20 protein-coding genes are annotated in these 20151 nt (G+C 65.3%); 13 read left to right on the forward strand and 7 right to left on the reverse strand.

All coding sequences use genetic code 11. The features are described from left to right. The first annotated feature begins 35 nt into the window (after window positions 1–35). From ACG0Z6_RS03895 to dut, 10 genes are all read left to right on the forward strand, one after another. Window positions 36–1616 (forward strand): ABC transporter ATP-binding protein, encoded by a 1581-nt coding sequence (locus tag ACG0Z6_RS03895; protein ID WP_394458751.1) that lies wholly within the window; start codon window positions 36–38, stop codon window positions 1614–1616. Beyond that, complete coding sequence (locus ACG0Z6_RS03900) at window positions 1613–2752, forward strand: ABC transporter permease (protein WP_394458752.1); 1140 nt, start codon at window positions 1613–1615, stop codon at window positions 2750–2752. The genes ACG0Z6_RS03895 and ACG0Z6_RS03900 overlap by 4 nt, the downstream gene beginning before the upstream one ends. After that, window positions 2745–3731, forward strand: coding sequence for an ABC transporter permease (locus tag ACG0Z6_RS03905; protein ID WP_394458753.1), 987 nt, complete (start codon window positions 2745–2747; stop codon window positions 3729–3731). The genes ACG0Z6_RS03900 and ACG0Z6_RS03905 overlap by 8 nt, the downstream gene beginning before the upstream one ends. Continuing rightward, entirely contained in the window at window positions 3731–4174 is a 444-nt protein-coding gene (gene cdd / locus ACG0Z6_RS03910; protein ID WP_394458754.1) for a cytidine deaminase, read from the forward strand. The genes ACG0Z6_RS03905 and cdd overlap by 1 nt, the downstream gene beginning before the upstream one ends. A gap of 74 nt (window positions 4175–4248) precedes the next feature. Continuing rightward, a complete protein-coding gene (locus tag ACG0Z6_RS03915) occupies window positions 4249–5106 on the forward strand; it encodes a purine-nucleoside phosphorylase (RefSeq protein WP_394458755.1) in 858 nt (285 codons plus the stop codon). Between the two features lie 64 nt (window positions 5107–5170). Then, a complete protein-coding gene (gene deoC / locus ACG0Z6_RS03920; RefSeq protein WP_394458756.1) occupies window positions 5171–5959 on the forward strand; it encodes a deoxyribose-phosphate aldolase in 789 nt (262 codons plus the stop codon). Window positions 5960–5975: 16 nt separating this feature from the next. Beyond that, complete coding sequence (gene deoA, locus ACG0Z6_RS03925; protein WP_394458757.1) at window positions 5976–7283, forward strand: thymidine phosphorylase; 1308 nt, start codon at window positions 5976–5978, stop codon at window positions 7281–7283. Between the two features lie 107 nt (window positions 7284–7390). Further along, the gene (gene trmB, locus ACG0Z6_RS03930) at window positions 7391–8017 is read left to right on the forward strand and encodes a tRNA (guanosine(46)-N7)-methyltransferase TrmB (RefSeq protein ID WP_394458819.1); all 627 of its coding nucleotides are present in this window, start codon (window positions 7391–7393) and stop codon (window positions 8015–8017) included. A 7-nt stretch (window positions 8018–8024) separates the two neighbouring features. Beyond that, window positions 8025–9248 carry a bifunctional phosphopantothenoylcysteine decarboxylase/phosphopantothenate--cysteine ligase CoaBC gene (gene coaBC, locus ACG0Z6_RS03935; RefSeq protein ID WP_394458758.1) on the forward strand — a complete coding sequence of 408 codons (1224 nt, stop codon included), beginning with the start codon at window positions 8025–8027 and terminating at the stop codon, window positions 9246–9248. Between the two features lie 33 nt (window positions 9249–9281). After that, window positions 9282–9731 (forward strand): dUTP diphosphatase, encoded by a 450-nt coding sequence (gene dut / locus ACG0Z6_RS03940; RefSeq protein WP_394458759.1) that lies wholly within the window; start codon window positions 9282–9284, stop codon window positions 9729–9731. A gap of 48 nt (window positions 9732–9779) precedes the next feature. Here the strand turns inward: dut and ACG0Z6_RS03945 are convergent, their stop codons facing one another. Continuing rightward, on the reverse strand, window positions 9780–10301 hold the full coding sequence (locus ACG0Z6_RS03945) for an FKBP-type peptidyl-prolyl cis-trans isomerase (RefSeq protein WP_394458760.1): 522 nt from the start codon (window positions 10299–10301) through the stop codon (window positions 9780–9782). A gap of 61 nt (window positions 10302–10362) precedes the next feature. Between ACG0Z6_RS03945 and ACG0Z6_RS03950 the strand changes: the two genes are divergently transcribed. Both ACG0Z6_RS03950 and ACG0Z6_RS03955 read left to right on the forward strand, forming a co-directional pair. Continuing rightward, a complete protein-coding gene (locus ACG0Z6_RS03950; protein ID WP_394458761.1) occupies window positions 10363–11508 on the forward strand; it encodes a JmjC domain-containing protein in 1146 nt (381 codons plus the stop codon). A 255-nt stretch (window positions 11509–11763) separates the two neighbouring features. Beyond that, the gene (locus ACG0Z6_RS03955; RefSeq protein ID WP_394458762.1) at window positions 11764–11961 is read left to right on the forward strand and encodes a hypothetical protein; all 198 of its coding nucleotides are present in this window, start codon (window positions 11764–11766) and stop codon (window positions 11959–11961) included. Between the two features lie 158 nt (window positions 11962–12119). Here ACG0Z6_RS03955 and bamC read toward each other — a convergent pair whose 3' ends face one another. The 6 genes from bamC to ACG0Z6_RS03985 form a co-directional block, all read right to left on the reverse strand. After that, window positions 12120–13313 (reverse strand): outer membrane protein assembly factor BamC, encoded by a 1194-nt coding sequence (gene bamC, locus ACG0Z6_RS03960; RefSeq protein ID WP_394458763.1) that lies wholly within the window; start codon window positions 13311–13313, stop codon window positions 12120–12122. Between the two features lie 45 nt (window positions 13314–13358). Beyond that, window positions 13359–14240: a 4-hydroxy-tetrahydrodipicolinate synthase gene (gene dapA, locus ACG0Z6_RS03965; protein ID WP_394458764.1), complete on the reverse strand. Its 882-nt coding sequence runs from the start codon at window positions 14238–14240 to the stop codon at window positions 13359–13361. 28 nt (window positions 14241–14268) lie between these two features. Then, window positions 14269–14943, reverse strand: a complete 675-nt coding sequence (locus tag ACG0Z6_RS03970) for a class I SAM-dependent methyltransferase (RefSeq protein ID WP_394458765.1) — start codon at window positions 14941–14943, stop codon at window positions 14269–14271. 61 nt (window positions 14944–15004) lie between these two features. Continuing rightward, window positions 15005–15133: a hypothetical protein gene (locus ACG0Z6_RS03975; protein WP_394458766.1), complete on the reverse strand. Its 129-nt coding sequence runs from the start codon at window positions 15131–15133 to the stop codon at window positions 15005–15007. Between the two features lie 5 nt (window positions 15134–15138). After that, window positions 15139–16368, reverse strand: a complete 1230-nt coding sequence (locus ACG0Z6_RS03980; protein WP_394458767.1) for an MFS transporter — start codon at window positions 16366–16368, stop codon at window positions 15139–15141. Between the two features lie 9 nt (window positions 16369–16377). Next, window positions 16378–17952: an amidohydrolase family protein gene (locus tag ACG0Z6_RS03985; protein ID WP_394458768.1), complete on the reverse strand. Its 1575-nt coding sequence runs from the start codon at window positions 17950–17952 to the stop codon at window positions 16378–16380. A 179-nt stretch (window positions 17953–18131) separates the two neighbouring features. On the opposite strand from ACG0Z6_RS03985, the gene ACG0Z6_RS03990 reads away from it, so the two are divergent. Next, window positions 18132–20126, forward strand: a complete 1995-nt coding sequence (locus tag ACG0Z6_RS03990) for a DNA topoisomerase IV subunit B (protein WP_394458769.1) — start codon at window positions 18132–18134, stop codon at window positions 20124–20126. Window positions 20127–20151 lie beyond the last annotated feature (25 nt).

Raw genomic sequence — 20151 nt, forward strand, 5'->3', positions numbered from 1 at the left:
GCGCGTGACTGCCTACGGAATTCCCTAAGCCCATGGTGTCCAAGACTTTGGCCGCGCCCGATGTATCGGCGGTGCGCTTGCGTGGTATTTCCAAGCGCTTTGGGGCCGTGCAGGCCAATCGCGCTGTGGATTTGTCCGTGGCGCGCGCCAGCGTGCACGGTTTGATTGGCGAAAACGGTGCCGGTAAAAGCACCTTGATGGCCATTCTCTACGGCTACTACCAGGCCGATGAGGGGCATATCGAGATTGATGGCCAGCGCGTTCACATCGGCAACGCCCACCAAGCCATTGCCCAGGGCATAGGCATGGTGCACCAGCACTTCATGCTGGTGGAGACACTGAGCTGCCTGGACAACGTCATGCTCGGCGCTGAGGGCGGTTTCTTCCTCGGCGCGGCGCGGCGTCGTGTGCGCGCCCAGCTGCAGCAGCTCATGCGCGACACCGGGCTGCAAGTGCGCCTGGACGAGCGCGTGGCCGACCTGCCCGTGGGCGAGCTGCAGCGGCTGGAAATTCTCAAAGCCCTCTACCGTGGTGCGCGCATTTTGATTCTGGATGAGCCCACGGCGGTGCTCACCCCGCAGGAAACCGACCAGCTCTTCACCGTGCTGCGCGGCCTGCGCGAGCGTGGCACCACCATCGTGCTCATCACCCACAAGCTGCGCGAAGTCATGGCGCTGTGCGACACCGTCACCGTCATGCGTGCTGGCGAAGTGGTGAAGACCTGTGCCATTGGCGAAACATCGGCCGAAGACTTGGCGCAAAGCATGGTGGGCCGCCGCGTGAATCTGGCCCGCCCGGCCGAACCAGCCAGCGAGCCCGGCCCCGTGGTGCTGCAGGCCCAGGGCCTGAGCCTGCGCAACAGCGCCGGTGTGGCCGTGCTCAAAGACGTGAGCTTGAGCCTGCATGCGGGCGAGATTGTGGGCGTGGCCGGTGTGTCGGGCAACGGCCAAAGCGAGCTGCTGGCCGTGCTGGCAGGCATGCAGGCACCACAGTCGGGCGCACTGATGCTGGGCCCGCAGCGCTTTGAGGCTGCACAGTGGCTCAACCCCGCACAGGCCCGCCAGCTCAAGCTGGCCCATGTGCCCGAAGACCGCCACCACCACGGCATGGTGCTGCCTTTCCCGGCCTGGGAGTCGGTGGCGCTGGGCTACCACCAGCAGGCGCAATACCGCGCCGCGCCTTGGGGCTTGGGGCTGCACCAGGAGCGGCTGCGCGCCCAGACGGCGCAGATGATGGAGCAGTTCGACGTGCGCCCGCGCCAGGTGGCGCTGGGCTCGTCCAAGTTCTCGGGTGGCAATCAGCAAAAGCTCATCCTGGCGCGCGAAATCCATCAGGCCCCCACCGTGCTGCTGGTGGGCCAGCCCACACGCGGCGTGGACATCGGCGCCATCGAATTCATCCACGACCAACTCCGGCGCCTGCGTGCCAGCGGCTGCGCGGTGCTCTTGGTCTCCAGCGAGCTCGACGAGATTCTGGCCCTGTCTGACCGCGTGCTGGTCATGAACGCAGGGCGCATCACCGGTGAGCTGGCGCTGGCGCAATGCAATGAAACAAGCCTGGGCCTGCTCATGACGGCCCAACCCGAACACCCCCATCAGGAGCGAGCCGAGGCATGAGTGCCCAAGCCCTTTCGATGCCGCGCTGGATGGATCTGGTGCTGCTGCCTTTGTGGAATCTGGCGCTGGCCCTCTTGGTGGCTGGCGGTGTGGTGCTGGTCATCGGCCAAAACCCCTGGGAGGCCTTGCAAGTGCTGCTCAAGGGCGCGCTGGGCAGCCCGCGCGGTTTGGGCTACACGCTCTACTACACCACCACCTTCATCTTCACCGGCTTGGCCGTGGCCGTGGCGCTGCACGCGGGGCTGTTCAATATCGGTGGGGAAGGGCAGGCCGTGCTGGGTGGCTTGGTGATGGGGGGCGTAGCCTTGTGGCTGTCGCCGCACCTGCCCGCTGCGCTGATGCTGCCCCTGATGGTGCTGGCCGCTGCGGCCGGTGGCATGTTGTGGGGCGCGGTGCCGGGCTATTTGCAGGCCTGGCGCGGCAGCCATGTGGTCATCACCACCATCATGTTCAATTTCCTGGCGGCCGCACTCAACGGCTATGTGCTGGTGAACTGGCTGCGCCCGGCGGGCTCCATGTCCGTGGAGAGCGCGGCCTTTGCCGACTCTGCGCGCATGCCCGCGCTGCACGAAATGGCAGCCTGGCTGGGCCTGGAGTGGCCGTCTTCGCCGCTGAACCTGTCTTTTGTGCTGGCTCTTTTGTTGAGCGTGGGCGTGTGGTGGTGGCTGTGGCGCAGCCGCCCCGGCTATGAGCTGCGCGCCGTGGGCGCCAGCCCCAGTGCTGCGCATTACGCGGGCATGGCGCCGCGCCAGCAGACCTTGCTGGCCATGGGTCTGTCTGGTGCGCTGGCAGGCATGGTGGCGGTGAACGAACTGGCGGGCGTGCAGGGCAAGCTCACGCTGGACTTTGTGGCCGGTGCGGGCTTTACTGGCATTGCCGTGGCCCTGATGGGTCGCAACCACCCGCTGGGCATTGGTCTGGCGGCCTTGCTCTTTGGCGTGCTCTACCAAGGCGGTGTGGAGCTGTCGTTCGAGATGCCCGCCTTCACCCGCGATATGGTGGTCACGGTGCAGGGTTTGATTGTGTTGTTCGCGGGTGCCATGGCCATGGTCAGCGCACCCTTGTTTGCGCGGCTCTATGCGCTGTGCTGCCGCACGCGCCGTGGCGCAGCAGTTCAGGAGGCGCAGCATGGATGAGGTCTTGATCGCATCGGTGCTGGCCTCGACCTTGCGCGTCAGCACGCCTTTGATTTTGGCGGCGCTGGCGGGCCTGCTGGCTGAGCGCGCGGGCGTGGTGGATGTGGGCTTGGAGGGCAAGATGCTGGCCGCCGCCTTTGCTGCAGCGGCCATGACAGCCAGCACCGGCTCCACGGCTTTGGGTGTGCTCGCTGCCGTGCTGGTGGCTTGCAGCTTTTCGGCTGCGCATGGCTTTGCCTGCGTGTCGCACCGCGGGGACCAGGTGGTCAGCGGTGTGGCGCTCAATATGGTGGCCGCGGGTCTGACCGTGGTGCTGGGCGCAGCCTGGTTTGCGCAGGGCGGTCAAACCCCGCCCATTGCTGAGGCGCAGCGCATCACCGGGCTGCTCACGACCTGGCAGCCGCAGTGGGCAGCGCCTCAGCCCGGCCAGTGGTGGGCCTCGGTGCTGGGCTATGGGCTGCTGAGCCACAACCTGCTGGTGTACGGCGCGTTGCTGGCGGTGCCGCTGGTGTGGTGGGGGCTCTACCGCACGCGCACAGGGCTGCGCTGGCGCGCTGTGGGCGAAAACCCCGCCATGGTGGACGCGGCGGGCGTGTCGGTGCTGGGCCTGCGCTATGGCGCCTTGATGCTCAACGGCGCCCTGTGCGGTCTGGCTGGTGCGTATTTGACGCTTGCACAAAACGCCGCCTTCTCGCCCAATATGACGGCCGGCCGGGGGTTTATCGCCTTGGCAGCCATGATTTTTGGCAAATGGAAGCCCGTGCCCACCTTGGCCGCCTGCCTTTTGTTTGGTTTCATGGACGCTGCAGCGATACGGCTCCAAGGCTTGGCATTGCCTGCATGGTTGGGTGGGGGTGAGGTGCCCGTGCAGCTCATTCAAGCCTTGCCCTACGCCCTCACCGTGGTGCTGCTGGCTGGCTTTATTGGCCAGGCCCTGGCGCCCAAGGCGCTGGGTCGGCCCTATGTGAAAGAACGCTGATGGCTTTGCTCTTGCCGCCCGATTTGACGCCAGCCCTGGTGGCCCAGCTCTTGCAGGCTGCCACGGCAGCGCGCCTGCGTGCCTATGCCCCGTACTCGGGCTATGCGGTGGGCGCGGCGGTGCTGGACCTGCAAGGCGGCATTCATGCGGGCTGCAATATCGAGAACGCGGCCTACCCGCAGGGTTGGTGCGCCGAAGCCACGGCCCTGGGCCAGATGGTGCTGGCCGGGCAGACCCAAGCCCGTGCCATGCTGGTGCTGGGGCGTGGCCCCGAAATCATCACCCCCTGCGGCGGCTGCCGCCAGAAGCTGCGCGAGTTTGCCCAGCCCAGCGTCTTTCATGTGTTGGCCGCTGACCCTGAAGGCCTGCGCCAGGTGTGGACCCTGGAGCAGTTGCTGCCCCACAGCTTTGGCCCCGAGCACCTGCGCTCGTCCCAAGGCTGAGGCTGCGAATTTCACTGACCCCGGCGCCGTCGACTGCACTGACCGCGCACCCCCTCTGACGAAGGAGACTCCCCATGAGCAACATCCTGAGCGGCGCCGCCTTGGACAGCGCCATCACCCAAAGCCTTGAACGCCTGCGCAGCCATTTCGGCGCTCAAGCTCCTGAAGTGGCCGTGGTGCTGGGTTCAGGTTGGGCCGGTGCCGCGGCCCAGCTGGCTGATGCACAAAGCCTGTCTTACGCTGAGCTCAGCGCCTTCCCCCAGCCCAAGGTGGAAGGCCATGTGGCCGAGATCGCCGTCGGGCGCATCGGCAGCCAGCGTGTGGCCATGCTGCGCGGCCGCGCCCACACCTACGAAAGCAACGACTGCACCGGCATGGCTGGCGCCATCCGCGCCCTCAAAGCCTGGGGGGTGAAAGTGCTGGTGCTGACCAACGCCTCGGGCTCGCTGCGGCGCGATCTGCCGCCGGGCAGCCTCATGCTCATCACCGACCACATCAACGCACCGCAGCGCTCGCCGCTGGTGGGCGTGCCTGGCAGCGACCGTTTCACCGACATGAGCTGCGCCTATGATGTGGAGCTGCGCCAGACGGCTTTGTCCGTGGCGCAGCGCGAGCAAAAGCTCCTGGGCGAGGGCGTTTACGTTTGGGCTCTGGGGCCGCAGTTCGAAACACCGGCGGAAATCCGCATGTTCGCGGCCTGGGGCGCTGACGCCGTGGGCATGAGCACGGTGCCTGAGACCATTCTGGCGCGCCACGCGGGCCTGCGGGTGATGGGCATGGCGCTCATGACCAATATGGCCGCGGGCATGCAGGAAGAAGCCATCACCCACGAACACACCTTGCACCAAGCTGCCGCCTCAGGCGCCGCTGCCGCTGAGTTCCTGGCACAGGTTCTGGCACAGATGGGCACTTTGGAGAGCTTGAAAAACTGATAAGAACCGGCCGCATCGAGGGTGTGCACCCGCGCTGTGGCGCCAGGGAGGAGTACCCCACACCATGAGCACCACCACCTTGTTGACCCTCAGTGATGCCGCCCGGCTGGCCCTGCAGTGTCTGGACCTGACCAGCCTCAACGACAACGACAGCAGCGCCGATATCGAGACCCTGTGCCGCCGCGCGCAGACGCCGCACGGCAACGTGGCTGCCGTGTGTGTGTGGCCGCGCTTCGTAGCGCAGGCCCGCGCGGCCTTGCCCGCTGACGTGCGTGTGGCCGCGGTGGCCAATTTCCCCGATGGCAGTGCCGACATCGCGCGCGTGCGCGCGGAAGTGGCCGCCATTGGCGAGGCGGGGGCCCAGGAGGTGGATGTGGTGCTGCCCTACCGTGCCCTGCAACAAGGCCAGGCCGATGAGGTGGCCGAGTTTTTGCAGGAAGTGCGCTACGCCGCTGAAGCGCTCACGCTCAAAGTCATTTTGGAAACCGGTGAGCTGCGCGAGGCCGGGCTGATCGCCGACGCCACGCGCCTGTGCCTGGCAGCCGGGGCTGACTTTGTCAAAACCAGCACGGGCAAAACCGCCCAAGGTGCCAGCGCCGCAGCAGCGCGCACCATGCTCGAAGTGCTCAAGGCCAGCGGCATTTCGGCCAGCGGCTTCAAGGCCTCGGGCGGTGTGCGCAGCGTGGCTGACGCCCAAATCTACATCCAGCTCGTGTCTGAAATTCTCGGGCCCCAGGCTTTGGGCCCACGCCGCTTGCGCCTGGGTGCCAGCAGCCTGCTGGACGATATCGAGCGCGTGCTCGGCGGCGCAGCCGCCCCTGCCGCGACAGCCGGCGCTGCCAACACCTATTGAGAGCAAGGAGCACCCCATGCTGCCCCAGGAAATCATCCGCACCAAACGCGACGGCGGCGTGCTCAGCGAGGCCCAGATCCAGCAATTCGTGCGCGGCCTCGTCGATCACAGTTGGAGCGAAGGGCAGGTGGCCGCCCTGGGCATGGCGGTGTTTTTGCGCGGCATGGGCCGCGCGGAAATCGTGGCCCTGACTCGCGCCATGATGCACTCAGGCCGCGTGCTGCAGTGGCCCGACATGCCCGGCCCCGTGCTGGACAAACACTCCAGCGGCGGCGTGGGCGACAAAGTCAGCCTCATGCTGGCGCCCATGGTGGCGGCCTGCGGCGGCTATGTGCCCATGATTGCCGGGCGCGGCCTGGGCCACACCGGCGGCACGGTGGACAAGCTCGAAGCCATTGCGGGCTATCAAACCGCGCCTGAGGCCAGTCGCTTTGATGCGCTGGTGCGCCAGCTCGGTTGCGCCATCATTGGCCAGACCGCCGATTTGGCACCGGCCGACAAGCGCTTTTACGCCACGCGCGATGTCGCCGCCTGCGTCGAGAGCGTGCCCCTGATCACCGCGTCCATCCTGTCCAAAAAACTCGCAGCGGGCCTGCAGGGCTTGGCCATGGATGTGAAGGTGGGCAACGGCGCTTTTGCCAGCACGCCCGAGTTCGCCCGCGAACTGGCGCACAGCATCGTCGATGTGGCTGCTGGCGCGGGCCTGCCCACACGGGCCCTCATCACCGACATGAACCAGGTGCTGGGTGACACCGTGGGCAACGCGCTGGAGCTGCAAGAGGCGCTGGACTACCTCAGCGGCAAGCGCCGTGAAGCGCGCTTGCATGAGGTGACCATGGCGCTGGCTGCCGAAATGCTGCTGCTGGGCGGCCTCGCGGCAGACAAGGCCCAGGCCCATGCGCGGCTGCAGCAGGCGCTCGACAGCGGGGCTGCGGCTGAGAAATTTGCCCAGATGGTCAGCGCCCTGGGTGGCCCGGCTGATTTGTTTGATCGCCCAGAAGCCTATCTGCCAGCAGCCCCAGTGGTGCGCGCCATTGCCGCACCGCGCTCGGGCTTTGTCAGCGCCGTGCGCACGCGTGACATCGGCGTGCTCATCGTGCAAATGGGCGGCGGGCGCCGCTTGCCCACCGATCAGCTCGACCTCGCCGTGGGCCTCACCCAGGTGCTGCCGCTGGGCAGTGCGGTGCGCCAGGGCGAGCCGCTGGCACTGCTGCACGCCCGCACCCCAGCCCAGGCTGACGAAGCCCAGGCCAGCTTCCTGGCGGCCTACGAGCTGGGCGATGCACCGCCCGCTGCCGCTCCCGTTGTGTTGGAAATTCTGTAATGAGTCACCCCGAGACTGACCCCGTTCACCCCGAAACCACGACCAACGAGCCCCACGAGACAGCCAAGCCCCGCGCCATTCGCAGCTTTGTGGTGCGTGCCGGGCGCATGGGCACGGGCCAGATCAAAGCCCTGGCCGAGCTGGGTCCGCGTTTTGTGCTGCCCTTTGCCCAAGCGCCGCTGGACATGGCCGCCACCTTCGGTCGCCAAGCCCCCGTGGTGCTGGAGATCGGCTTTGGCATGGGCGGGGCCACAGCACAGATTGCCCAAGCCTTGCCCGACCACGACTTCATCGGTTGCGAGGTGCATGAGCCCGGCGTGGGCGCTTTGCTCAAGCTCATCGGCCAGGAGCAGATCGGCAATATCCGCATCCTCCAGCACGATGCCGTAGAGGTGCTCGAGCACATGATTCCCAAGGGCACGCTGGCAGGCGTGCACATCTTCTTCCCTGACCCCTGGCACAAAAAGCGCCACCACAAGCGCCGCCTCATCCAACCCGCCTTCGTCAGCCGCTTGGTGCAATACCTGGCGCCCGGCGGCTATTTGCACTGCGCCACGGACTGGGAGCCGTACGCGCAGCAGATGCTGGAAGTGCTCAGCGCCGAGCCCATGCTTCACAATAGCTCCGAGGGCTATGCCCCCAAACCCGCCTACCGGCCCTTGACCAAGTTCGAGGCTCGGGGCTTGCGTTTGGGGCATGGGGTGTGGGATTTGGTGTTCAGACGCAAGAACTGAGGTGGGTATGAGTGAGGTCCAGCCCTTGAGTGGCAAACACATCCTGCTGGGGCTTTCCGGCGGGGTGGCTTGCTACAAGGTCGCGGAGTTGACTCGTTTGCTGGTGAAAGCTGGCGCGCGCGTTCAAGTCATGATGAGCGCTGCCGCCCAGGCCTTCATCACACCCACCACGCTGCAGGCCCTCTCAGGGCAGGCGGTGTATGTGGACCAATGGGATGCGCGGCCAGACAACGCCATGGCCCACATCAACCTCAGCCGCGAAGCGGACCTGATGCTGATTGCCCCGGCCAGCGCCGACATGCTGGCCAAGCTGGCGCTGGGCCGTGCTGACGAGCTGCTGAGCCTGACCGCGCTGGCCCGCCCGCGTGAGCGCTGCCCGCTGCTGGTGGCCCCGGCCATGAACCGCGAGATGTGGAGCCACCCCGCCACACAGCGTCATGTGGCGCAGCTGCTGCAAGACGGCACCCAGGTGCTGGGCCCGGCCAGTGGCGACCAGGCCTGTGGCGAAGTGGGCGATGGCCGCATGCTCGAACCCCACGAGCTCTTCACCCTGGTGGTGGCGGCCTTTGAGCCCAAGCTGCTGCAAGGCCGCCGCGTGCTTATCACCGCAGGCCCCACCTACGAAGCCATAGACCCGGTGCGCGGCATCACCAACCGCTCCAGCGGCAAGATGGGTTTTGCGCTGGCGCGCGCCTGTGCAGATGCGGGTGCCGAGGTGTGCTTGGTGGCGGGCCCGGTACACCTGCCCACGCCCCTGGGCGTGCAGCGCGTGGATGTGCTCAGTGCGCAAGACATGCATGCCGCCGTCATGGCACGCGCGGCTGACTGCAGCGTCTTCATCGCCACAGCGGCCGTGGCCGACTGGCGCCCGGCCCAGGCCCACGAGCAAAAGCTCAAGAAAAATGCCGAAGCTGGTCAGGCCAAGCTGCCGCAGCTGGAGCTGGCAGAAAACCCCGACATCCTGGCCCAGGTGGCGCGCCTGCCTGCGGCGCCGTTTTGTGTGGGCTTTGCGGCGGAGAGCCACGATTTGCTCAAACATGCGCGCGAGAAGCTGGTGCGCAAGCAAGTGCCGCTGATCGTGGCCAATATCGGTCCGGCCACTTTTGGGCAGGACGACAACGCCTTGCTGCTGGTGGACGCGCGCGGCCAGCGCGAACTATCACGCGCAGACAAACTCTCGCTGGCGCGCGAACTCGTGCGCGACATCGCACTGCGCCTGGATCAACCCTGAGCTGAACCTTCAGCCCCAAGCCTCTCTCTGCCCATGACCACGATTGATCTGAAAGTGCTGGACGCCCGCATGCGCGAGCAACTGCCCAGCTACGCCACCCCCGGCAGTGCCGGCCTGGACCTGCGTGCCTGCTTGGATGAGGCGCTGCGCCTGGCGCCTGGTCAAACCGTGCTGGTGCCCACCGGGCTGGCCATTCACATTGGTGACCCGGGTTTGGCGGCCGTGATCCTGCCGCGCTCAGGTCTGGGCCACAAGCACGGCATCGTGCTGGGGAATTTGGTCGGGCTCATCGACTCCGACTACCAGGGCCAGCTCATGGTCAGTGTCTGGAACCGTGGCCATAGCGAATTCGTCATCGAGCCCATGGAGCGCATAGCCCAGCTCGTCGTCGTGCCCGTGGTGCAAGCGCAGTTCCGCCTGGTCGAGGACTTCGAGAGCAGCCAGCGCGGCCAAGGCGGTTTTGGCTCAACCGGCAAGGCCTGAGCCCACTTCACAGCGCCCAGTGCCAGGCTTGCCGCCTGGCCCGGCGCGTTAGTGCAGGGTGTCTTGCGAGCCCGGGCCGCTGAGCACGCTCAGGCCCAACTCGCCCAGCGTGCCCGCTTCGGCTTCTTCCTCGGTGGCCGCGCGCACGCCGCGCACCTGAATGTGCATGCGCAGCCCAATACCCGCCAGCGGGTGATTGCCGTCCAGCACCACGTGCTCGGGGTAGACCTCGGTCACGGTGTAAATCCGGTCGGCGGGCATGTCCGGCGTGGTGGCGTCTTCGGGCAGACCTTCGAACTGCATGCCCACCTCAACCGCCTCAGGAAAGACGCTGCGCGCTTCAAAGCACACCAGCTCTGAGTTGTAGTCGCCAAAGGCGTCTTCGGGCTGCAGCGCAATGCTGGTCTCAAAGCCTGCTTCCTGGCCGGCCAAGGCTTGTTCGACCTTCTCAAACAGGTCGTCACCGCCGTAGAGAAACTCCATCGGTTCATCCAAGGTCTCGATGGCGTGGCCTTGGGCGTCTTCCAGTCTCCACGTCAGGGAGACTACACAGGGGGCAGAAATCAGCATGGGGCAAATTGTCTCACGCAGCGTTGGCGCACCCAGGCTTGCAGCGCCGACAATTGCCGCCATGAATTTGGACACACCCACACCCATGCTGGGCGGTTTGAGCCCCAGCCAGTTCATGCGCCGCCACTGGCAAAAAAAGCCGCTGCTGGTGCGTCAAGCCTTCCCCGGTATCGTGCCGCCTGCCGAGCGCGCGGAACTTGCTGCGCTGGCCACCAGTGCGGATGTTGAGTCCCGCTTGGTGACGCAGTTCGACCAGCAATGGGCGCTGCGCCACGGCCCTTTGAGCAAGCTGCCGGCGTGGAGCAAGCCCAACTGGACGCTGCTGGTGCAGGGGCTGGATCTGCATCTGCCCTCGGCTCGCGCGCTGCTGGACGCTTTTCGCTTCCTGCCCGATGCGCGGCTGGACGACCTGATGCTGTCCTACGCCAGCGATGGCGGCGGCGTGGGCCCGCATTTCGATTCCTACGATGTGTTCCTGATCCAAGTCGCGGGCCGCCGGCGTTGGCGCATCGGCCGCCAAGGTGTGGCCACCAGCGGTGAGCTGCGCGACGACGTGCCGGTCAAAATCCTGGTCGACTTCGAGCCCGAGCAAGACATGCTGCTTGAGCCCGGCGACATGCTCTACCTGCCACCGGGTTGGGCGCACGACGGCGTGGCCGAGGGCGGTGGCTGCATGACGGCCTCGGTGGGCTTTCGCACGCCTTGGGCCAGCGAGCTGGCCAACGAGCTGCTGGTGCGCCTCACCGACGAAGACCCCGATGGCGAGCGGCCGCGCGGCGACCGCATGTATGCTGATCCGCGCCAGGAAGCGACTGTGCAGCCCGGCCAAATTCCCGAAGCTCTGCTGGACTTTGCGCGCGCGGCGGTGCTCAAAGCCGCCCAAACTCCGTTGGCCCTGGAGCGCGCCTTGGGCGAGGCACTGACCGAGCCCAAGCCCCGTGTCTATTTCGAGGCAGGGGGGGCACTACAGCCCGGTCAATCTGTGGTGCTGAGTGCCCGCAGCCGCATGCTGTACGACAGCGCGCATGTGTTCATCAACGGTGAATCCTTCCGCGCAGCGGGCAAGGACTTTCGCCTGATGCGCGCGCTGGCCGACTCGCGACGGCTCAGCGCCTTGCAGTTGGCCCAGCTCAGCGTCGGTGCCCAGGACTTGCTGGCGCAGTGGGTGGAGGATGGTTGGTTGGAGTGTTGTGAGGCCCCCGAATAGGGGGTGCGGCGCATGCGCCTGGGCGGTGCTCGTGCGATGCTTGCATCAGAGTGACGCAGCTTCGCAACGAAGTACCCTCGGCTTTGGGGTTACTGCTATGGCTCTGCAATTTGCCAAAAATTGCATGGCTATAATCGAGGGCTAGGCGAGGGAAGCGCTCGAGGTTTCCACGTCTTGTGTCAAGGACATTCTGCACAGCAGAGTGTTCTGAAAATTACCGGTAATCGTTCGTCTACAAGACACTTGAGGACAAGTATGAAAAAGTCGATCCTGTTGGCATCTCTGCTGGCTGCTGCTGCTCTGACTGCTTGCGGCAAGAAAGAAGAAGCTGCTCCTGCTGCTGCTCCCGCTCCTGTGGAAGCTTCGGCTCCTGCTGCTTCCGCTCCTGTGGAAGCTTCGGCTCCTGCTGCTGACGCTTCGGCTCCCGCTGCTTCTGCTGCTGCCAGCAACTAAGCACGGCTGACCACAGCATCAAAGGCCGCCTTGGGGCAACCCAGGCGGCTTTTGTCTTTTCTGCCTGCGGATCTTTGCAGGGCAAGAAGCCTTGGGCAGAGCCCCAAAAGCAAAACAGCCACCGCGAGGGTGGCTGTGTGCTTGAGGCAGCGACTGGATTAACGCAGGTCGTCCATCAGCAGGCTGAGGATGCGCTTGGCCTGCTCGTTGGTCTGGAGCTTGCCAGCTTCGTCCAGAACGCTGACGGTACTGACATTGCCCTCGGACTTGACGGCCACGCGGTAGCGCGCTGCAGTGGTGTTCTTCGCGCCCGTGAAGAGCTTGACGAAGAAATTGGGCTCCTCTTTGCCCACTTGCGTGGGGTCGGCGTAGCGCAGGAAGAACAGGCCCTGTTTGCGGTCGCGGTCTTCAATGGTGAAGCCATGCCGATCCAGCGACTGCGCCACGCGGCGCCATGCCCCGTCGAAGCCCTCGGCCACTTGCAAGGTGTCAGGCACTTGGCTGAGAGGACGGTTCGCCGCGGGCGTGCTTGCGATTTGCGGGCCACCCAGCACGGTAGTCTTGGTGGCTGCGCTTGGCGCGGCGGCAAGTACAGCCTTTGCGGCTTCCTGGGTGCCACCCAGGCGCAGCATCAGACGCGACGTCATTTCGGCTTCCAGCATGGGGTCCGACGGGCGGGGCTGCCAGACGGTTTGCTCGCGCTGGGCGCTGGTGTAGACCTCTTGCAGGCCGCGGTGGCTGATGAAGATGTCGCTTCCACCTTGGGCATTGCGCTCAACGCGGGTGCGGTACATGTCGCGCTCGCCCGTGGAGTAGAAGGAGTCCAGCACCGACCCAATGGTGCGGCGAATGACGTCTTGCGGCAGCTTGGCGCGGTTTTCCGCCCAGCTGGTTTCCAGCGTGCCGGTCTGTGGGTTTTCTTTGCTGATCTCAAAGCCCACATCGGTCCAGAAGCTGCGCACCGAAGTCCACACTTGTTCCGGTGGCAGGGGGGTGCTGAGCCAGCGCTGTTCGCCAGCGCGTTGCAGTTTGACCTCGCCGGCCTGGGCTGGGGCGACGCTGCCCAGGCTTGTGCCAGCGTTGCGCTGCGCGGGTTCAGCGGCCTGGCGCTGCATCTCTGAGGCGCTGATAGGCCCTTTTTGGGCTGGTGTGCGCTGGTCTTGGTTGAGCTGGGTGAGGTCTGGTGGGACTTCCAGGCCCGTCGATTGTTTGGCGCCAGTGCGGTAGTCAACCTTGTCGCTACCCAAGACGCCATCCAGGGCGCTGCAGCCTGCCAGTGAAGCGGCCAACAGGGTCAGGCAAGCCAGGCGCACAGGCGTCAGCGGGGCACGGTTGGAATCGAAAGGGGTCACGCTGGATGTCTCCAATGTAGGTGTGGCGTGGCAAAAATGGTGTGCTCAGAGCACGCTGGCGTCGCGCATGGCTTGGGCGACTTGAGCTTGTCCCGCGCTGGTCAAGGGCGTCAGGGGCAGGCGCAAATGGTTAGGGCAGCGGCCCAGCTGTGACAGCGCCCACTTGGTGGGGGCAGGGCTGGGTTCGCAGAACAGTTTTTGGTGCAGGCTCAAAAGCTTGAAGTGCAAGGCTGTGGCTTCCTTGACGCGGCCTTCCAGGGCTGCCTGGCACATGAGGTGCATGTCATGTGGGGCCACGTTGGCGGTGACGCTGACACAGCCCTTGCCACCCAGCAGCATGAGGGCCACGGAGGTGCCATCGTCGCCAGAGTAGACGCCAAAGCCTGCCGGTGCGTGCTTGATGAGCTGGGCTGCGCGCTCGATGTCGCCGCTGGCTTCTTTGATGCCAAACACGCCGGGCAATTGGGCGCATCGCAGGGTGGTTTCCACCGACATATCAGCCACTGTGCGGCCGGGCACGTTGTAGAGCATCATGGGGATGTCTACGGCTTGGGCAATGGCTTTGAAGTGCTGGTAGATGCCTTCTTGCGAGGGCTTGTTGTAGTAGGGAACGACGGACAGCGTGGCATCGGCACCTACGGCTTTGGCGTAGCGGCTGAGCTCAATGGCTTCAGCGGTGCAGTTGGCGCCTGTGCCGGCCAGCACGGGACGGCGGCCTCGCGCATGTTCCACAGCCACGCGAATGACTTCGCGGTTTTCTTCCATCGAGACGGTGGGCGACTCGCCAGTGGTGCCCACCACGCCGATCACGTCAGTGCCTTGTTCGATGTGCCAGTCGATGAGACGGCGCAGGCCGTCGAAGTCGATACGGCCATCTTCGTGCATGGGCGTGACCAGCGCCACGATGCTGCCAACCATTGCTTTCATTCAGGTGTTCCTCGATTTGCGGGCGATTCTACTGAAGCGCCGGGGACTCCAGCGCCTGGCATGGCGCCCGTGGTGCCGTGACAAGCCAGTACTTGGCGAAGGGCTCGTCAAGAGGCTTGCTGCGATGCGCAGCAACGCGCTGCACATAGCGGCCGTTGACCTCTGTTGGGGCCTTTGTGCCTTGCGCGCACAAAGCTTCAAAACCATCTTCATAGCCCACGATGCGCAGGCCCGCACAGGCTTGCAGCAATTCGCCGGGTTGCAACAGGAAGTCGGGGCGTGCGGGCCGCCCTATGGTTTGCTGGCCGTGGGCAAAGGTTTCGTAAATCAACCACCCCCCGGGGGCGACGCTGCCCACGATGGCGGGCAGCAAGGGGCGCCAGAGGTAGTTGGTGACCAGCACGAGATCGAACTGGCGTGTTTCAAAAGGCCAGGGGCCCTGCTCGATGTCGGCTTCGATGATTTCGGCATCGGGGCAGACCTGCTGCAGCTGCTGCAAGGCTTGACGGTCGCGGTCCAGTGCCGTGACTTTCAATCCCGCTTGATGCAGCAGCCGGGCGTGGCGGCCGCTGCCGCAGGCCAAGTCCAGCGCGGTGGCGCCCGCTTGCTGCCAGGCCTGAGCCCAGCGCAACAACCAGGGGCTGGGTGGGGCACTGAGTTGATGCCGGGACGAAAGCGCAGTTGAGACGTGCAAACCAGACATGGGGGAGCGCAAAAGTAGGGCGTGAAAGCAGGATGGCGGTGCCGCGGGCGCGGTCGCGCCTTCAGGCGCAGCGCCAGACCTGATCGGCCAGCACGCGCATGAGCTCGGGTTGCATATAGGCCAGGGCCACCAGGATCAGCACCACCAGGGCTGCGGCATAGAGGGCCAGTTGACGCCAGATGGGCTTCATGGGGCTTAGGCCGAGACCGCTCCTGCGGGCAGTCGCTGCACCGGGTCTTCGCGCAAGCTCAGGTTGAGCCCAGCGGAGATCAAGCCCAGGGCAACGGTCAACCACCACACCAGGGTGTAGCTGCCTTGCAGGTCATAAAGCCGCCCGCCCAGCCACACACCCATGAAGCTGCCGATTTGGTGACCCAAAAACACCAAGCCGCTGAGCATGGAGAGGTGCTTGACCCCAAAGAGTTGCGCCACGATGGCATTGGTGGGCGGGACGGTAGAGAGCCACAGCAGCCCCATCACCGAGGCAAACACATAGACGCTCAGCGGACTCAGTGGCAGGCTGATGAAGCAGGCGATGGCCAGCGCGCGTGCGCTGTAAATGCCTGCCAACAAATAGCGGCGCGGCCAGCGCTGGCCTAGGGCGCCTGCGGCGTAGGTGCCCACCACGTTGAACAGGCCGATCAAGGCCAAGGCCGCAGGGGCGACATGCGAGGACAGGCCGCTGTCTTTGAGGAAGGCTGGCAGGTGCACGCCGATGAACACCACCTGAAAGCCGCAGACCAAATAGCCCAGCATGAGCAGCTGGAAGCTGCGGTAGCCCATGGCCTCGCGCAAAGCGGCGCCCGCCCGCTGCGGAGGTGCGTTGGCTTCTGGGGTTTGGGGCTGGGCTGGGGGCTCACGCAGCCCCAACGCCAGCGGCACGATGAGACAGACCGCCAGCGCCAGCAGCTGCAAGGCGTTTTGCCAGCCCACGCTTTCAATCAGCCAGTTGGAGACAGGCATCATCAAAAACTGCCCGAAAGATCCGGCCGCGGCAGCGGTGCCCATGGCCCAGGAGCGGCGTTCGGCTGGAACTTGCCGCGCCAGCACGCCGAAAATCACGGCATAGGTGCAACCGGCCTGCGCCACGCCAATCAACACACCGGCACCGAGTAAAAAGGTCATGGGGCTGGTGGTCAGTGCCATGGCCACAAGGCCCAGGGCATAAAGCAGCGCGCTGACGATGAGCGTGCGCCAAGCGCCGAAGCGGTCCGCCAACATCCCCACCACCGGGCCAGCCAAGCCCCAGGCTAAGTTTTGTACCGCCATGGCTAGAGAGAAGGGTTCGCGGCTCCAGCCATGATCCATGGTGATGGGGGCCTGAAAGAGGCCGAACCCATGCCGCACCCCCATGGACAGAGCGCCAATGGCCGCACCGCACAAGAGCAATTGCCGAAGAGATGGAGCGGGGCTGGCGATAGTCATGATTCGACTCTAGCGGGAACTGCGGTTTTTGGCGCCGGACTTTTTGCTCGAACCCTTGGCGCTGGCGCGTGTCGAGGCCTTGCCCTGTTTGCCTGAGGCCTTGGATTTGCCCTTGATGATTTTTTTGCCTTTGGCTTTTTTTAGCGCAGGCTTGCGCGCAACAGGCTTGCGTGAGGGCAATACTTGCTCGGTGCCGGCGGATTGGGCGATTTGCTCTATCTGCGTCAGCAGCGCGCCTTGCATCACGCGCAGCATGGGGGTGCTCAGGGCCTCGGCTTGTTCCAGCGGGTTGTTCACCAAAACCAGGAAGCTGGCCTCGCAACCCGGGGCGAAGCAGCCAATGCGTCGATCAGGGAAGAGAGCCTGCGGGGTGGTGATGCTGGCCATCTTCAGCAGCTCTGCGCTGGGCAGGGCCTGGAGCTGGTTGAGGTTGAGCCACTCTTGCATCACCGTGCCGGTGAAAAGGTCTGAGCCACTGAGCAGCGTTACCCCTGCGGCATGCAGTAGCTTGAGGTTGTGACGCTGCACGGTGCGCAGCTGTTCGAGCTGCGTGGGGTCGGTGGGGAAGAGGGTGGTGCTGGCCGTCGCAGTGACCACCCGCACCTTGGCGCGTGCCGCTTGCTGCGCGAGCTCGGGCGAGAGCAGGTAATCCTGCGGCGCAAACCCGTGTTGATTGATATAGCCTGGCAGGTGCGAAATTTGGTTCACGCCTGCGCTGACCGCAGCGGCAAAGTCCGCCACGGTGTCGACCTGGGCGTTGACCTTGAGCTGTGCCGCGTGGGCCAGGCGCACGATGGCCTTGACCACATCGGGCTGCAGCCCGAGGCGACCTTGCATTTCGGGGCGAGCGCGCAACTCGGGGTGGTCGTGGTGGCTCATGACCACGGTGATCCACTCCGACTCGGCGGCCTTTTGGCGTTGCAGGATTTTGGGCCACTGGGCCCGCACCGACTCCACGCTGTCGGCCAGGATCAGCGCCTTGTCTTGCAGGTCCTCGCGCTTGACGGGCGTTTGCCCTTGCTCGTCGGGCGGGCCCATCATGGCCGCCAAGGGGTGGCCGTCGCTGGAGGTGATGCAGCTGGCGGCCATGACCAGGTCGGGCCCATCGAGCTCTTCGGCTTTGGCTTCGACCTCAGCCACGGCGCTGGGCTGGGTGCACAGCATGGCGGCGTAGAACACACCGTCTTGCAAATAGCGTTGGCTGAATCGCTCATAGGCCCAGCCGTTGGCCAGGTTGTGGTTGTGCGCATCGGCCAGCGGGGGCACCAGATATTGACCGTTGAGGTCCATGTAGCGGTGCAGCTTGGCGGGCTTTTTGGCGACGAATTCACCGTCCACCACCCACAGCGTGCCTTTTTGAAAGCCCTTGCCATCGAACCAGCGCGCGTTTTTCAACTCCATGCTGAGGCTGGGGCCGAGTTGCCACATCAGGGCGGCGCTGTTGCTGGTGTTGTCTTGGGCTTGCGCAGTGGGCCAGCCTTGCAAGCCCAGGAGCGCGCAAACCCCGATGTGGCGCAAAGCCGTGGCAAACCGCGAGCGCCAGGCGGTGTGGCGCGCACGGAGGCAAGGGGTCGACAAGTTCATGGGCGGGACATCAAAAGACTGCTGCACACACAAAATTCCACAATGAGGGGCGGAGCTGAACCGCTGCGACGCGCCGCTGCAGTGGCGGTGCCATTTCGGGGGCGCCATATTAAGCGCAGCCGGGCCTTGTGGCGCAGGCCCGAGTGAGGGGGGTGACCCGCTGCATAGAATGCCGCCCCATGGCAAGCAAAGCAGTGACTACCAGTGCGCCCGGCAGCTACGGCGAGGGCTCTATCCGTGTGCTTAAGGGTTTGGAGCCCGTCAAACAGCGGCCGGGCATGTACACCCGTACCGACAACCCGCTGCATGTGATTCAAGAAGTCATCGACAACGCCGCCGATGAGGCCCTGGCCGGGCACGGGCGGCGCATTGCCATGACGCAGCACGCCGACGGCTCGGTCAGCGTGGAGGACGACGGGCGCGGCATTCCCTATGGCATTCACCCCGAAGAAGGGGTGCCGGTGGTGGAGATCGTCTTCACGCGCCTGCACGCCGGGGGCAAGTTCGACAAAGGGTCAGGCGGTGCGTACAGCTTTTCCGGCGGTTTGCATGGCGTGGGTGTGTCGGTGACCAATGCCCTGGCCACACGCCTGGAGGTGACCGTCTACCGCGAAGGCCAGGTGGCCACGCTGGCGTTTGCCGGCGGCGATGTGGTGCAGCCCGTGCAGGTGCGCAAGCTCGACCTCAAGGCCGGTGATCGCAAGCAAGGCACCACGGTGCGCGTGTGGCCCGACCCCAAGTATTTCGAAAGTGCCGAGCTGCCGCGCGCCGAGCTGGTGCACCTGCTGCGCTCCAAAGCCGTGCTCATGCCCGGGGTGACGGTGACGCTGCGCCAGGAGAAGACGGCCGACGAGCAGCGCTGGCTCTACCAAGGGGGCCTGCGCGACTACCTCATGCAAAGCCTCAACGCCGAACCTCTGGTGCCGCTGTTTGAGGGCGCCCAATACGCCTCGGCGCAGGAGAGCGAGAACTTTGCCGAAGGCGAGGGCGCGGCCTGGTGCGTGGCCTTCACCGAAGACGGTGCAGTCATGCGTGAGAGCTACGTCAACCTCATCCCCACCGTGGCCGGTGGCACGCACGAGTCGGGCCTGAAGGACGGCCTGTTTGGCGCCATCAAAGGCTTTATCGAGCTGCACAGCTTGCTGCCCAAGGGCGTGAAGCTGATGCCTGACGATGTGTTCTCGCGCGCCAGCTTTGTGCTGTCGGCCAAGGTGCTGGACCCGCAGTTCCAGGGCCAGACCAAGGAGCGGCTGAACTCGCGCGACGCGCTGCGTCTGGTGGCCGCCTTTGTCAAACCGCAGCTGGAGCTGTGGCTGAACCAGCATGTGGAGCACGGCAAAAAGCTGGCTGAGCTGGTCATCAAGCAGGCGCAAACCCGCCAGCGCGCCGCGCAAAAGGTGGAAAAGCGCAAAGGCTCGGGTGTGGCCGTGCTGCCGGGCAAGCTCACCGACTGCGAGAGCCGCGATCTGCTGCACAACGAGCTCTTCCTGGTGGAGGGCGACTCTGCGGGCGGCAGTGCCAAGATGGGCCGCAACAAGGAAACCCAGGCCGTGCTGCCGCTGCGCGGCAAGGTGCTCAACGCCTGGGAGGTCGAGCGCGACTTGCTGTTCAAGAACAACGAGATCCACGACATCGCCGTGGCCATCGGCGTGGACCCGCATGGCCGCAACGATTCGCCCGACCTCAGCGGCTTGCGCTACGGCAAGATCTGCATCCTGTCAGACGCTGACGTGGACGGCGCGCACATCCAGGTGCTGCTGCTCACGCTGTTCTTCCGCCACTTTCCGAAGTTGGTCGAGACCGGCCACATCTACGTGGCGCGCCCGCCGCTGTTCCGGGTGGATGCGCCGGCACGTGGCAAAAAGCCGCCCGCCAAGCTCTACGCCCTGGATGAGGGCGAGATGGGCGCGATTTTGGACAAGCTGCGCAAAGAAGGCGCGCGCGAGGGCTCCTGGAGCATCAGCCGCTTCAAGGGCCTGGGCGAGATGAGCGCCGAGCAGCTGTGGGACACCACGCTCAACCCCGACACGCGGCGCCTGCTGCAAGTGCGCTATGGCGCGCTGGACATGGGGGCGACCGAGCAGTCCATCAACCGCCTCATGGGCAAGGGCGAGGCCTCCTCGCGCCGCGAGCTCATGGAGTTGCACGGTGATGGTGTGGAAGTGGACGTCTGAGTCCTGTTACGCGCAGTGTGAGTGA

The organism is Roseateles rivi, assembly GCF_043555845.1.
In the GTDB taxonomy this organism is placed as follows: Bacteria; Pseudomonadota; Gammaproteobacteria; order Burkholderiales; family Burkholderiaceae_C; genus Roseateles; species Roseateles rivi.